General features: G+C 64.3%; 15 protein-coding genes. 10 read left to right on the top strand and 5 right to left on the bottom strand.

Annotated elements, in window-relative coordinates; genetic code table 11:
- The first annotated feature begins 137 nt into the window (after window positions 1-137).
- Together AC07VU_RS13740 and AC07VU_RS13735 are read left to right on the top strand one after the other, a co-directional pair.
- A complete protein-coding gene (locus AC07VU_RS13740; RefSeq protein WP_007925131.1) occupies window positions 138-671 on the top strand; it encodes a gluconokinase in 534 nt (177 codons plus the stop codon).
- An 83-nt stretch (window positions 672-754) separates the two neighbouring features.
- Window positions 755-2107 carry a GntP family permease gene (locus tag AC07VU_RS13735; protein WP_007925132.1) on the top strand — a complete coding sequence of 451 codons (1353 nt, stop codon included), beginning with the start codon at window positions 755-757 and terminating at the stop codon, window positions 2105-2107.
- A 182-nt stretch (window positions 2108-2289) separates the two neighbouring features.
- Here AC07VU_RS13735 and alaC read toward each other — a convergent pair whose 3' ends face one another.
- Window positions 2290-3501, bottom strand: coding sequence for an alanine transaminase (gene alaC / locus AC07VU_RS13730; RefSeq protein WP_007925133.1), 1212 nt, complete (start codon window positions 3499-3501; stop codon window positions 2290-2292).
- A 255-nt stretch (window positions 3502-3756) separates the two neighbouring features.
- On the opposite strand from alaC, the gene AC07VU_RS13725 reads away from it, so the two are divergent.
- The 3 genes from AC07VU_RS13725 to AC07VU_RS13715 all read left to right on the top strand — a co-directional run bounded on the left by AC07VU_RS13725 (window position 3757) and on the right by AC07VU_RS13715 (window position 5794).
- The gene (locus tag AC07VU_RS13725; RefSeq protein ID WP_007925134.1) at window positions 3757-4419 is read left to right on the top strand and encodes a LysE family translocator; all 663 of its coding nucleotides are present in this window, start codon (window positions 3757-3759) and stop codon (window positions 4417-4419) included.
- Window positions 4420-4487: 68 nt separating this feature from the next.
- Complete coding sequence (locus tag AC07VU_RS13720; RefSeq protein ID WP_150052622.1) at window positions 4488-4976, top strand: GyrI-like domain-containing protein; 489 nt, start codon at window positions 4488-4490, stop codon at window positions 4974-4976.
- A 320-nt stretch (window positions 4977-5296) separates the two neighbouring features.
- On the top strand, window positions 5297-5794 hold the full coding sequence (locus AC07VU_RS13715) for a GNAT family N-acetyltransferase (RefSeq protein WP_277589451.1): 498 nt from the start codon (window positions 5297-5299) through the stop codon (window positions 5792-5794).
- Window positions 5795-5907: 113 nt separating this feature from the next.
- On the opposite strand, the gene AC07VU_RS13710 is transcribed toward AC07VU_RS13715, so the two are convergent.
- Entirely contained in the window at window positions 5908-6513 is a 606-nt protein-coding gene (locus tag AC07VU_RS13710) for a pyridoxamine 5'-phosphate oxidase family protein (protein WP_495030030.1), read from the bottom strand.
- A 20-nt stretch (window positions 6514-6533) separates the two neighbouring features.
- Window positions 6534-7019, bottom strand: coding sequence for a GNAT family N-acetyltransferase (locus AC07VU_RS13705; RefSeq protein WP_495030029.1), 486 nt, complete (start codon window positions 7017-7019; stop codon window positions 6534-6536).
- 193 nt (window positions 7020-7212) lie between these two features.
- Here AC07VU_RS13705 and AC07VU_RS13700 point away from each other — a divergent pair, with 193 nt between their 5' ends.
- The 4 genes from AC07VU_RS13700 to AC07VU_RS13685 all read left to right on the top strand — a co-directional run bounded on the left by AC07VU_RS13700 (window position 7213) and on the right by AC07VU_RS13685 (window position 9856).
- Entirely contained in the window at window positions 7213-7647 is a 435-nt protein-coding gene (locus AC07VU_RS13700) for a YybH family protein (RefSeq protein ID WP_123363013.1), read from the top strand.
- Between the two features lie 67 nt (window positions 7648-7714).
- Window positions 7715-8059 carry a YciI family protein gene (locus tag AC07VU_RS13695; protein ID WP_007925146.1) on the top strand — a complete coding sequence of 115 codons (345 nt, stop codon included), beginning with the start codon at window positions 7715-7717 and terminating at the stop codon, window positions 8057-8059.
- A gap of 55 nt (window positions 8060-8114) precedes the next feature.
- On the top strand, window positions 8115-8606 hold the full coding sequence (locus AC07VU_RS13690) for an SRPBCC family protein (protein WP_053262329.1): 492 nt from the start codon (window positions 8115-8117) through the stop codon (window positions 8604-8606).
- Entirely contained in the window at window positions 8606-9856 is a 1251-nt protein-coding gene (locus tag AC07VU_RS13685; protein ID WP_274304415.1) for an RNA polymerase sigma factor, read from the top strand. Before AC07VU_RS13690 ends, AC07VU_RS13685 begins: the two co-directional genes overlap by 1 nt.
- A gap of 252 nt (window positions 9857-10108) precedes the next feature.
- Here the strand turns inward: AC07VU_RS13685 and AC07VU_RS13680 are convergent, their stop codons facing one another.
- Window positions 10109-10963: a LysR family transcriptional regulator gene (locus tag AC07VU_RS13680; protein WP_495030028.1), complete on the bottom strand. Its 855-nt coding sequence runs from the start codon at window positions 10961-10963 to the stop codon at window positions 10109-10111.
- 90 nt (window positions 10964-11053) lie between these two features.
- Here AC07VU_RS13680 and AC07VU_RS13675 point away from each other — a divergent pair, with 90 nt between their 5' ends.
- Entirely contained in the window at window positions 11054-11497 is a 444-nt protein-coding gene (locus AC07VU_RS13675) for a multidrug/biocide efflux PACE transporter (RefSeq protein ID WP_007925152.1), read from the top strand.
- A gap of 12 nt (window positions 11498-11509) precedes the next feature.
- Here AC07VU_RS13675 and AC07VU_RS13670 read toward each other — a convergent pair whose 3' ends face one another.
- A complete protein-coding gene (locus tag AC07VU_RS13670) occupies window positions 11510-12157 on the bottom strand; it encodes a TetR/AcrR family transcriptional regulator (RefSeq protein ID WP_009045192.1) in 648 nt (215 codons plus the stop codon).
- Between the last annotated feature and the right edge of the window lie 95 nt (window positions 12158-12252).

Raw genomic sequence — 12252 nt, 5'->3', positions numbered from 1 at the left:
CCTGACCCGCACTCTTTGGTTTCGCGGCCTATATACGCGGCAACCCACAAAAATGACAAGAAGGCGTCGGCAGAAACTATTTTTGCACTAGAGTTTCGAAGAGCGAAGGTAGCGCTGTCTGCGCGCTGAGGTGTTTCATGAGTCAACCCATCACCGCCCTGGTCATCATGGGCGTTGCCGGCTGCGGCAAGTCCAGCGTCAGTGAAGCGCTGTGCCAGCGCAGCGGCGCCACGGCCATTGAAGGCGATACGTTCCACCCTGCCGCCAATATCGCCAAGATGAGTGCCGGTATTCCCCTGAACGACGACGACCGTGCCGGCTGGCTCGACAGCCTGTGCGACGAGTTGCGTCGCGCCCTGGCCGCCGGACAACGTCCGGTGCTGACCTGCTCGGCGCTCAAGCGCAAGTACCGCGACCGCCTGCGCAGCGCCACGCCCGGCCTGGGCTTCGTTTTCCTGCAATTGACACCACAAGTGGCCGCCGATCGCGTGGCCCACCGTCCGGGGCATTTCATGCCTTCGACCCTGATCGACAGTCAGTTCGCGACCCTCGAATCTCCCGTGGGCGAACCCCTGACCCTGGCATTGGACGCCACCATCCACAGCGTTGACCGGCTGGCCGAACAGGCCCATGGCTGGTGGCTGGAGCACGGGCTGGATTCATCCCGATAAGCTTCGGTTCACCTAGATAGCGCTATCCCACTCGGCTCACGTTTTTAACGCTTGAATAAAAACAACAAACCGGAGGCAACCCCATGTTTGGCATGTCCCAAGAGACCTATCTGCTGGTAGACGCAGTGGTCACCATTATCGGGCTGATCGTGCTGATCACTCGATTCAAGCTACATCCCTTCATCGCCCTGACCATCGCCGCGGGTTTCCTCGGCCTGACGTCGGGCATGCCGGTGGACAAGATCATCAAGGCGTTCCAGGACGGCTTCGGTGGGGTACTCGGTTTCGTCGGGATCATCCTCGCGCTGGGCACCATGCTCGGCAAAATGATGGCCGAATCCGGCGGCGCGGATCAGATCGCCCAGACCCTGATCCGCTCGTTCGGCAAGGAGCGGGTGCAATGGGCGATGATGTTCGCCGCCTTCCTGGTGGGCATCCCGCTGTTCTTCGAGATCGGCTTCGTGCTGCTGATTCCTCTGGTGTTCATCGTCGCCCGGCGCACCGGCGTGTCGATCATCAAGATCGGTATCCCGCTGCTGGCCGGCCTGTCCGCGGTGCACGGCCTGGTGCCGCCGCATCCGGGCCCGCTGCTGGCCATTGGCGTATTCGGCGCCGACATCGGCAAGACCATTCTCTACGGCCTGATCGTGGCCCTGCCGACCGCGATCATCGCCGGTCCGATCTACGGCACCTTCATCGCCAAGCACATCCCGGGTCATCCGAACCAGGAACTGGTCGACCAGCTGGCGCGCGAAAACACCTCGGCCAACCTGCCGAGCTTCAGCGTGACCCTGCTGACCGTGCTGCTGCCGGTGTTCCTGATGCTGCTCAAGACCTTCGCCGACGTGGCCTTCCCGGACGGGCATTTCTTCCGTATCTGGATGGACATGATCGGTCACCCGATCAGCGCGCTGCTGCTGGCCTTGCTGCTGTCGCTCTACACCTTCGGTTCGCGCCAGGGCATCGGCTCCAAGCAGATCCTCAAGCTGCTCGACGCCAGCCTGGCGCCGACCGCGGCGATCATCCTGATCATCGGTGCCGGCGGTGGCTTCAAGCAGATGCTGGTGACCAGCGGCGTGGGTGACGTGATCGGCCACATGGCGGTCAACGCGCAGATCTCGCCGATCCTGTTGGCGTGGCTGGTGGCGGCGGTGATCCGGATCGCCACCGGTTCGGCGACCGTGGCGACCATCACCGGCGCGGGCATCGTGGTACCGGTGGTCGGCATGATCCCTGGGGTCAATCGCGAGCTGCTGGTGCTGGCCACCGGTGCCGGCTCGCTGATCCTGTCCCACGTCAACGACGCCGGTTTCTGGCTGGTGAAGCAGTACTTCAACATGACCGTGGCGGAAACCTTCAAGACCTGGACCGCGATGGAAACCATCCTCTCGGTGGTGGGCCTGATCTTCATCCTGCTGTTGTCGCTGGTGGTGTGACCCGAGCCCTGTAGCCGCTGCCGAAGGCTGCGATCGGCCGGTACGGCCGTAGCGATCTTGCAATCGCTGAAGGCCCTTCGGTCCTTATCGCAGCCTGCGGCAGCGGCTACAGGGGCGACAGACAGGCACAAAAAAACCGCATCGCTGCGGTTTTTTTGTGCCTGCTTATAGGGCGACGCGGATCAGCCTTTCTGCACCAGGCCATCGGCGCGGAACATGCCGCGGATGCCGCGCACGGCCTGGCGGATACGGTCCTGGTTTTCGATCAGGGCGAAGCGCACATGGTCGTCGCCGTACTCACCGAAACCCACCCCTGGCGAGACGCAGACCTTGGCCTCGGCCAGCAGCTTCTTGGCGAACTCCAGCGAGCCCAGGTGCGCGTAGGCCTCGGGAATCTTCGCCCAGACGTACATCGAGGCCTTGGGGTTCTCGACCATCCAGCCCAGCTCATGCAGGCCCTTGACCAGCACATTGCGGCGCTGGCGGTACTGCTCGGCGATGTCTTTCACGCACTGCTGGTCGCCTTCCAGCGCAGCAATGGCCGCCACCTGCAGCGGGGTGAAAGTGCCGTAGTCGTGGTAGCTCTTGATCCGCGCCAGGGCACTGACCAGCTCCGGGTTGCCGACCATGAAACCGATGCGCCAGCCGGCCATGTTGTAGCTCTTGGACAGGGTGAAGAACTCCACCGCGATGTCCTTGGCGCCCGGCACCTGCATGATCGACGGGGCTTTCCAGCCGTCGTAGACGATGTCGGCGTAGGCCAGGTCGTGGATCACCAGCACGTCGTACTGCTTGGCCAGGGCGATCACCCGCTCGAAGAAGTCCAGCTCGACGCACTGCGCGGTAGGGTTGGACGGGAAGCCGAGGATCATCATCTTCGGTTTCGGGATCGAGCCGCGGATGGCCCGCTCCAGCTCGTCGAAGAAGTCCACGCCTGGCACCAGCGGCACCGAACGCACCTGGGCGCCGGCGATCACCGCGCCGTAAATGTGAATCGGGTAGCTGGGGTTGGGCACCAGCACGGTGTCGCCCTGGTCCAGGGTGGCGAGCATCAGGTGCGCCAGGCCTTCCTTGGAGCCGATGGTGACGATGGCTTCGCTTTCCGGGTCGATATCGACCTCGTAGCGATCCTTGTACCAGCGCGAAATGGCCCGGCGCAGACGCGGAATACCCTTGGAGGTGGAGTAGCCGTGGGTGTCTTCGCGCTGGGCGACGGTGACCAGTTTCTCGACGATGTGCGGCGGAGTCGCACCGTCGGGGTTACCCATGCTCAAGTCGATGATGTCTTCGCCGCGCCGACGCGCAGCCATCTTCAGCTCGGCAGTGATATTGAATACGTAGGGGGGGAGTCGATCTATGCGCGCAAAGCGGCGCGGCGAACCTTGTTCGGCCATTGTTGCCTCGAGTACGTGAGCGCCCGGAACCGTCCGAGCGACGTCGGCCACTGCGGTGGCCTGGGGGCAGACGATAAGGGCTGTGGCGCCAGGCTGTCCAGAGGGGCGCGACAACTATTTTTTTGCCGGCAGCGGCGTTGCCTGGACAGGGATTTGCATCATGCAGGCTGGATTCGCAGCCCGCGCATTGTGTTTGCCGTGCCCTCCCGCGTTAAATACCCCCCACTCGAACAACCGCATCGAACAGGATGAATGATGGAGTTTACCAGCGGCTTTCTGCTGAGCCTTTCGCTGTGCCTGGACATAGGCGTGGCCAATATCGCGATGATTACCCTGGCCATGCAGCGTGGTTATTTCCAGGGTTTCTGCCTGGGCCTGGGCACCTGTGTCGGTGACCTGGTCTACGCCGTGCTGGCGCTGGCCGGGATGACCGTGCTGCTGCAGTACGAAGCGGTGCGCTGGGTGCTGTGGATCGGCGGATCGGCGCTGCTGGTGTACTTCGCGGCGAAGATGATCTATTCGGCGATCCACCACAGCGCGGTGCTGGCCGAGGCCGGGGAGGTGGACAACGGTTCGCCGCGCAAGGAGTTTTTCCGCGGCATTTTCCTGGCCATGTCGTCCCCCAGCGCGATCCTCTGGTTCGCCGCAGTGGGCGGTACCCTGATTGCCCGTTCCGGTGGTGGTGACCTGCTCAGTTCCGGGCTGTTCCTCAGCGGTTTCTTCTGTGCCGGGCTGGCCTGGGTCGTGGGCCTGTGCTTTGCCGCGACCCAGGGCGGCAAGCTGCTGGGCGACAAATTGTTGCGCTACTCCTACCTGGCATCTGCGGCGATCTTCTGCTATTTCGCGGTCTACGTGATCCTGTCCGGTTACCAGGAGTTCATCGTCGGCGCGGCGGTCGCGGAGCTTCCCGCGCTCTGACCCAGCGATTCGGGTTGTTTGGCCTCTATACTCCCTGCCGAACCCATTTTTCAGGCAGGAGTCGCATCATGGATGAGCAAAAACAGGTCGGCGGGCCGGTGCCGCGTTTCGAGAAGGGGCGCTTTCTGCTGATCGCCGGTCTGGGCGGGCGTTTCACTCCCGAGACGACGCAGGGCATTCCTGAACTCTGGGAACGCTTCATTCCCCATATCGGCAAGGTTCCCGGCCAGGTCGGGGAGGAGACCTACGGCCTCTGCTGCAACCCCGACGGCAAGGGCGGGTTCGAATACATCGCCGGGGTCGAAATCAGCAAACTCGACGATTTGCCCGAGCTGTACCGCTGGGTCGAGGTGCCGCCGCAGCACTACGCGGTGTTCGAGCACCAGGGGCCGCTGGCGAGCCTGCCGCAGACCTTCCAGTACATCTGGAAAACCTGGCTGCCGCAGTCCGGGCGCGAAGCCGCCGATGCGCCGGAATTCGAACGCTACAGCGCCGACTTCAACCCCGACACCGGCCAGGGCGTGCTGGAAATCTGGCTGCCGCTCAAGGAGCAGTGAGCCGCGCCGCGAGTACCGGCCGGGCCCGCGGTGGGCCCGGTCATTTGCCTTTGTTCGGCCGGCGGGCGCGCCACAGGTCGATGGACAGGGTGACAAAACCGAACGCACTGATACCGAACAGCACCAGCAAACCGATCTGAACATTGCTCATGGCGACTTCCGTACTCGACCAGGATGGGATTGATTGAGCCCTGACAAATAACCCGGTCGGCGCGCGGATGACAGCGACTCTACGCAGGTTTTACGGGCTTGCCGTCATTCGATATGCAAGCCTTATTACTTTATGATCGGCGGCATTTCCCATAGCCGATCTGTTCCCCATGACCTTATCCAGCCTGTTGATCCGTCAGGTCGCCGCCGCTGACCTGGACCGCTGCTTTGCCATCGAAACCCTGGCCTACGAAGGCGACGAAGCCGCCACCCGGGAAAAGATCGCCACCCGCATCGCCACCTGGCCCGAGGGCTTCATCGTCGCCGAAGTGGAGGGCGTGGTGGCCGGCTTCATCAACTCCGGAGCGGCCTTCGAGGTGGAGATGGCCGACGAGGCCTTCAAGGAACTGATCGGCCACGACCCGGCCGGGCCCCATGTGGTGATCATGTCGGTGGTGGTGCATCCGGACTATCAGGGCCAGGGTGTTTCCCGGCGTCTGCTGGAGGCCTTTATCGAGCACATGCGCGGCCTGGGCAAGGCCAGCATCAACCTGATGTGCAAGGAGCGGCATGTGCCCTTGTACGAGCGCTTCGGCTTCGTCTACCTCAAGGCTTCGGCGTCGGACCATGGCGGCATGGCCTGGCACGAGATGGTGCTGGAGTTGTGAGGTCGTAACGCCACGGCGCAGGAGCGAGGCTTGCCCGCGAAAAGGGCGCCGCGGTCTGGCTGATGTACCGCGTCAGCCTTCATCGCGAGCAAGCTTCGCTCCTGCAGAAGCATTCAATACAGGCTGTTGCGCACCCGTTCCGGCATCTCCCGGTCGTAGCGGTCGGCGTCGAACTGGCCGTCGCAGAGGCGCTTGAGGATGGCGCCGGCCGAGGGCAGGGCCGAGCGTTCCAGGTAGTGCTCGGGGTTCCACAGGTCGGAGCGCACGATGGCCTTGGAGCAGTGGAAGTAGGCCGCCTCGATGTCCACCAGGATCACCGTGCGCGCCGGCTTGCCATTCACCGCGAAGCTGTCCAGCAGCGCCGGCTCGGCCGAGATCCGCGCCCGGCCATTGACCCGCAGGGTCTCGCCGATGCCCGGAATGATGAACAGCAGGGCCACCCGCGGGTCGCTGACGATATTGCGCAGGCTGTCGATGCGGTTGTTGCCCGGGCGGTCGGGCAGGGCCAGGGTGCGCTCGTCGATGATCCGCACGAAACCCGGGGTATCGCCGCGGGGCGAGCCGTCGATACCGTCGGGGCCGCTGGTGCTCAGGATCACCAGCGGCGAGGCGCACACCATGGCCTGGTAGTCCGGGTTGAGGAAGGGAATTTCCTTGCGCACGGCGCGCTCAATGGGCTGGCCGTAGATTGCTTCCAGTTGCTCGAGGGTGGTCAGCATCATGCTTCTCCTGGGTCATGTCAGAACATCAGGACCAGACGGCGTTCATAGCCGATGCGGCCCCTGTAGGCCTCGCCGCTGTCGACCCAGCCTTGCTTCAGGTAGAGGCTGAAGGCCGCGGCGTTGTCCGCGTCCACCGACAGCATCAGTCCCTTGATTTCTGGCCACGCCTGGCGCGCGGCGGCGGGCAGGGCTTGCAGGCAGGCCCGGCCGTAGCCCTGGCCCTGGACCCGGTGATCGACCTGCAAGGCATGCAGGGTGGCGGTGTCGGGGTCGGCCCAATGGGGCAGGAACGGTGGGCGCTTGAGCAGCAGGAAGGCCACCGGGACCTCGTCGGCCAGCAGGGCGAAGCCCTTGATCCCGGGCTCCGGCGCCTTGAGCAGGGTATGCAGCGCGGTGTAGATATCGCCGGAATAATTCTTCTGCCGCGGGTGCACTTCGAGCGCGTCGAGCTGCTGCAATTGCCTGGCGTCGAGCTGTTCGTAGGGCACGAGTCGGGTGGTCACTGGGCTGTCCATATCCGGGCACTGAGGGGGCTGGGTAAGTGGCGATTCTAGCGATTTTGCCCAGGGTTCCGGTTTTTTTCCTGGCCCTGTCGATTTGCCAGGCGGCCAGACGACTAAGGGTGTCTTCACGATTTAACGGTCGCCTGTGGCGGCCACCTTGAGCCTGTATCACTCAATCGCAAGGAGAATCGCCATGAACGCCCAAACCACCGAAAGCGAAATCCGCAGCCTGATCGACGCCTGGCGCCAGGCCGTGATGGCCAAGGACATCGAGCGCATCGTCAGCTATTACGCCGACGACATCACCGCGTTCGACGCCGTGGCCGCGTTGCAATTCAAGGGCAAGCAAGCCTACCGCGCGCACTGGAAGGCCTGCATGGAGTTCTGCCCCGGCCCTGGCATCTTCGACTTCGAACAACTGCACATAGTCGGCGCCAGCGACAGCGCCTTCGCCCACTGGCTGGCCCACTGCGGCGGCACCGATGACAAGGGCGAGACCAAGGCCTGCTGGATGCGCGTGACCGCCGGTTACCAGCGCCTGGGCGGCCAGTGGAAAGTGGTCCACGAACACTGGTCGGCGCCGTTCGACATGCAGAGCGGCACCGCCTTGTTCGACCTGCAACCCTGATCGTCGGGTTTTTCGCCAAAGCCTGAAACTGCAGCCATAGTTGATCAGCCCGATCGAGGAGAGCCCCATGAAATACCTATGCCTGGTCTACAGCGACGAACAGCTGTTGCACAGCCTGCCGGAGAGCCCGAAGGACGCCGAGTGCATGGCGTACGCCGAGTCGGTGCAGGGCAGCGGCCGGATGCTCGCCGCCGAGGCCCTAGAGTCGGTGCAGACCGCGACCACGGTGCGCATGCGCGGCGGCCGGCTGTCGATCACCGACGGCCCGTTCGCCGAAACCAAGGAACAGTTGGCCGGGTTCTACCTGATCGATGCCAAGGACCTCAACGAAGCCATCCAGGTCGCCGGCAACATTCCGGCGGCCCGGGTCGGCAGCGTCGAGGTACGCCCGGTGCGCGAGTTGAATCCCTGATCGCCACCCTGGAAAAACGAGCCCTGAAAAAACAAGCATAAGCAGGAGTTTCGCCATGACCGAGCACAGCGTGGGCCGTGCGCCCGCCCAATATGAGTTGTCCATCAGCCGCCTGATCGATGCGCCGCCCGGCAAGCTGTTCCGTGCCTGGACCGAACCGCAGTTGCTGGTGCAATGGTGGGGACCCCACGGCATGACCACCCCGGAGTGCGAAATGGACCTGTGGGTCGGCGGCCAGTTTCGCACCCTGATGCGCGCCCCGGACGGCAACGAATACCCGACCATGGGCGTGTTCCTGGAGATCGTCGCGCCGCGGCGGCTGGTGTTCACCGATGCCTTCCTGCCGGGCTGGATTCCTTCGGGCAAGGCCTTCATGAGCGCCGAAGTGACCTTCGACGACCTGGACGGCAAGACCCTCTACACCGCTCGCGCCATGCACTGGAGCGAAGAGGATCGCCAGGCCCATGAAGCCATGGGCTTTCACGAGGGCTGGGGGCAGAGCCTGGATCGCCTGGAAAGCCTGGTGACCCGAGGCATGCCGGACTGATGCCGGCGGTGGCGCAAGACAGCGTCAAGGCGCTGGTGGAAACGGTCTACCGCAACGAGTCGCGGCGGATCCTGGCGACCCTGATTCGCCTGCTGGGGGATTTCGACCTTGCCGAAGAGGCCTTGCACGAGGCGTTCTTCGTCGCGGTCGAGCGCTGGCAGCGCGACGGCGTACCGGACAACCCGCGGGCCTGGCTGGTATCGGCCGGGCGTTTCAAGGCCATCGACGGTTTGCGTCGGCGGGCGCGTTTCGCCGCGTCCCAGGCGGCGCTGGTCAGCCAGCTCGAAGAGCTGGAGCAGGCTGACTGGAGCGAGGAGGACCTGGAAGACGACCGCCTGCGCCTGATCTTCACCTGCTGCCACCCGGCGCTGGCGGCGGACGCCCAGGTGCCGCTGACGTTGCGGGAGATCTGCGACCTGACCACCGAGGAAATCGCCCGGGCCTTTCTCTCGACGCCGGCCACCATCGCCCAGCGCATCGTGCGCGCCAAGGCCAAGATCCGCGATGCACGGATTCCTTATCAGGTGCCGTCCCTGAGCGAACTGCCCGAGCGCCTGGACAGCGTGTTACGGGTGATTTACCTGGTGTTCAACGAAGGCTATTCGGCGTCGATGGGCGCCGAGCTGACCCGTGAAGACCTGACCCATGAGGCGATCCGCCTCGGCCGTCTGTTGCTGGAACTGCTGCCGGAACCCGAAGTGATGGGCCTGCTGGCCTTGATGCTGCTGCATGAGTCGCGGCGCCTGGCGCGGACCTCGGCCACCGGGGAGCTGGTGCTGCTGGACGAACAGGACCGTTCGCTGTGGGACCGCGAACTGATCGCCGAGGGCTGCGCCCTGGTGGAACACGCCCTGGGCACCCGCCGTTTCGGCCCGTACTGCCTGCAGGCGGCGATCGCCGCGGTGCATGCCGAGGCGGCGACCGCCGGGGAAACCGACTGGCAGCAGATCGTCGGCCTGTATGACGTGCTGTTGCGCGCCATGCCCTCGCCGGTGATCGAACTGAACCGCGCGGTCGCCATCGCCCAGCGGGACGGGCCGCTGGCCGGCCTGGAACGGGTCGAGGCGATCCTCGCCCGGGGCGAGTTGCAGGATTACCACCTGGCCCATTCGGCGCGGGCCGAGTTCTGTCGGCAATTGGGCCGGGTGGAGCCGGCGCGCCAGGCCTATCTGCGCGCCCTGGAACTGACCCGGCAGGAACCGGAGCGGCGTTTTATCGAGAACAAGCTCGAGGCTCTGAAAACCCTCTGAACTCTTGCCGATCCGAAGACTGCGGTCGGCCGAGCGGTCGTGGTCTATTGGCGATCGTTGAAGGCCTGCGGCCTTATCGCAGCCTACGGCAGCGGCTACAGGGAGGGTGGCGCGAGCAGGGACCGGGAGCGAGCTCGGAAACGTTGCAACGATGCGCTGTTCTCCAGATCAGCCGAGCCCTGTAGCCGCTGCCGCAGGCTGCGATCGGGCGCGGAGCGGCCGCCAGCGGGGCGAGCCTCTGCAAAAAAACGCTTATTCCAGCATCCGCCCCAGCAACCAGCTGCCCGCCGGGCCTGGCGGATGCAGGCGCGACCACAGGGCATCGACCGCCACGTTGCGCGGCCAGCCACGGGCATCGAGTTCCACCAGGCTGTCGGCGCCGAAACGTTCCACCAGCCAGCGCGGCAGGGGCGCCCAGCCAAAGCCGCCCTGGGCCATTTCCAGCAGCATCAGGTAGCTCGGCGCCGACCACACCCGGCCCCGGGCCCGGCTGTCGTAGGGGTTGACGATGGTCGCCAGGCGCAGCTCGCGGTGCTGTTGCAGGCGTGCCTGATCGATATTTTTTAGCGCCGCCAAGGGGTGGTTGCGCGACACGAACAGGGTGATTTCGGTGCGCTCGTCCACCGTCGAATGGTCGAGGTCCGCCGGGTATTCGGGCTGCATCTCGGCAAAGGCGATCTGCGCCCGACCGCGCTGGACCAGCTCGATCAGGTCGTCGCATTCGGCGATCAGGCATTCCAGCTCCAGGTCCGGGTAGCGTTGTTCGAAGGCGCTCAGCGAGGTTTCGAAACGATCCGACTGATAGGTGTCGGACAGGGCCACCGTGAGCTTGGCTTCCACGCCCTGGGCCAGCTGGCTGGCGGCCATTTCCAGGCGGCTGGTGGCGGCCAGGATGTCTTCGGCCCGCTGCAGCATGACGTAGCCTTGCGGGGTGAGGGCGGGCTTGCGGCTGCTGCGGTCGAACAGCTGCAGGTCGAGGTCGATCTCCAGGCTCGCCACCGCCGCGCTGATGGTCGACTGGCTCTTGCCGAGCTTGCGCGCGGCCGCGGAAAACGAGCCTTGGGTGGCCGCCTGGACAAAGGCCAGCAGTACTTCGTGTGAGGCCATGAACTATCGCCTTGATCGATGGTTAATGATTATGAAGTATCGGAACATAAGGTGATCATGGCAACCACATTCACTGGCGGGAGCCGGATCATGAGCAACACCAAATCCTTGACCGAACGGGTTTTCCAGGCCGTGGGCTTCGAGCTGCTGGCGTTCGCGCTGTGTACGCCGCTGCTGGCCTGGATCATGGACAAACCCTTTGTCGACATGGGCGTGGCGACTATCGCCATCGGCCTGATCGCCCTGGCCTGGAACGTGGTCTTCAATGGTCTGTTCGACCGCCTGCTCAAGCGCCTGGCCCTGGCACCCAGCGGCTGGACCCGGGTCGCCCATGCGCTGCTGTTCGAAGGTGGCCTGGTGGCGGTAAGCGTGCCGCTGATCGCCTGGTGGCTGCAGGTCAGCCTGATGCAAGCGTTGATTCTCGACATCGGCGTGCTGCTGTTCTTCCTGCCGTACACCTATGTCTATCACTGGGGTTACGACCTGGTGCGGGAGCGCTTGATGCTGCGTCGCCCGCTCGATCGCGCCAGTTGAAAACCGCAGGGGTCAGCGGGCGGCGTGGTGCCGCTCGATGGCTTCGAGGTAGGCCTTCATCGCCCGGGGGACTTCCTGCAACAGCAGAATGCTCTTGAGCTGACTATTCTCCAGAGCAACCTGGAACAGGCCGATGGGCAATCCGCGCATGGCCGTCACGTAGGCGTCGCGCTCCGCGGCGCTGGCGGTGGGCAGGCGCAGGGCGAGCATGCGGTCGTAGGTTTCCTGGATTCGCGCCTGGATGGTCGGGGCCTGGAGCTGGCAGGGCGTGAAGGTGGGGCTGATCATCTGCAGCAGGTCGGGATGGGTCTCGAGGTATTCCATGATCGGCATGATCATCCGGTCGATCACCTCCTGGCTGCTCGACTCGACCCAGGTGGCCGGGTCGATGGCCAGGAGGTTGGCGGTGATCTGTTCGAAGGCGTCGATATGGCGCTGGCCCAGGGCGTCGAGCACGCTCTGCTTGTCGCTGAAGAAGTGGTACAGCGAACCGATGGAGGTGCCGGCTTCGCGCGCGAGGCCATGCATGGTCAGGCTGGCCACTCCCTGGCTGACCAGCAGGTGGGCGCAGGCGTCGAGAATCGCCGTGACCCGTTCATGGCCACGAGTCTGTTTCGGCGAGCGCGGGTTTTTGGCCGGGAGCATTTTTGAATCGTTCATGGTCTGAGAGGCAGCAAGGGGCATACATTATGGCGCACCAGGGCGTTTGCAGTCCTCAGGTAAAACTAGACACCATCCTCTACTTTTGCAGAGAA

This window comes from Pseudomonas sp. GW821-FHT02B10 (genome assembly GCF_059421865.1).
This window is presented reverse-complemented; position numbering and strand designations above follow the sequence as displayed.

Bases quoted from the DNA above. Each gene is read 5' to 3' on its own strand.
- AC07VU_RS13740 (WP_007925131.1), top strand. From the start codon at position 138: ATGAGTCAACCCATCACCGCCCTGGTCATCATGGGCGTTGCCGGCTGC.
- AC07VU_RS13735 (WP_007925132.1), top strand. From the start codon at position 755: ATGTTTGGCATGTCCCAAGAGACCTATCTGCTGGTAGACGCAGTGGTC.
- alaC (WP_007925133.1), bottom strand. From the start codon at position 3,501: ATGGCCGAACAAGGTTCGCCGCGCCGCTTTGCGCGCATAGATCGACTC.
- AC07VU_RS13725 (WP_007925134.1), top strand. From the start codon at position 3,757: ATGGAGTTTACCAGCGGCTTTCTGCTGAGCCTTTCGCTGTGCCTGGAC.
- AC07VU_RS13720 (WP_150052622.1), top strand. From the start codon at position 4,488: ATGGATGAGCAAAAACAGGTCGGCGGGCCGGTGCCGCGTTTCGAGAAG.
- AC07VU_RS13715 (WP_277589451.1), top strand. From the start codon at position 5,297: ATGACCTTATCCAGCCTGTTGATCCGTCAGGTCGCCGCCGCTGACCTG.
- AC07VU_RS13710 (WP_495030030.1), bottom strand. From the start codon at position 6,513: ATGCTGACCACCCTCGAGCAACTGGAAGCAATCTACGGCCAGCCCATT.
- AC07VU_RS13700 (WP_123363013.1), top strand. From the start codon at position 7,213: ATGAACGCCCAAACCACCGAAAGCGAAATCCGCAGCCTGATCGACGCC.
- AC07VU_RS13695 (WP_007925146.1), top strand. From the start codon at position 7,715: ATGAAATACCTATGCCTGGTCTACAGCGACGAACAGCTGTTGCACAGC.
- AC07VU_RS13690 (WP_053262329.1), top strand. From the start codon at position 8,115: ATGACCGAGCACAGCGTGGGCCGTGCGCCCGCCCAATATGAGTTGTCC.
- AC07VU_RS13685 (WP_274304415.1), top strand. From the start codon at position 8,606: ATGCCGGCGGTGGCGCAAGACAGCGTCAAGGCGCTGGTGGAAACGGTC.
- AC07VU_RS13680 (WP_495030028.1), bottom strand. From the start codon at position 10,963: ATGGCCTCACACGAAGTACTGCTGGCCTTTGTCCAGGCGGCCACCCAA.
- AC07VU_RS13675 (WP_007925152.1), top strand. From the start codon at position 11,054: ATGAGCAACACCAAATCCTTGACCGAACGGGTTTTCCAGGCCGTGGGC.
- AC07VU_RS13670 (WP_009045192.1), bottom strand. From the start codon at position 12,157: ATGAACGATTCAAAAATGCTCCCGGCCAAAAACCCGCGCTCGCCGAAA.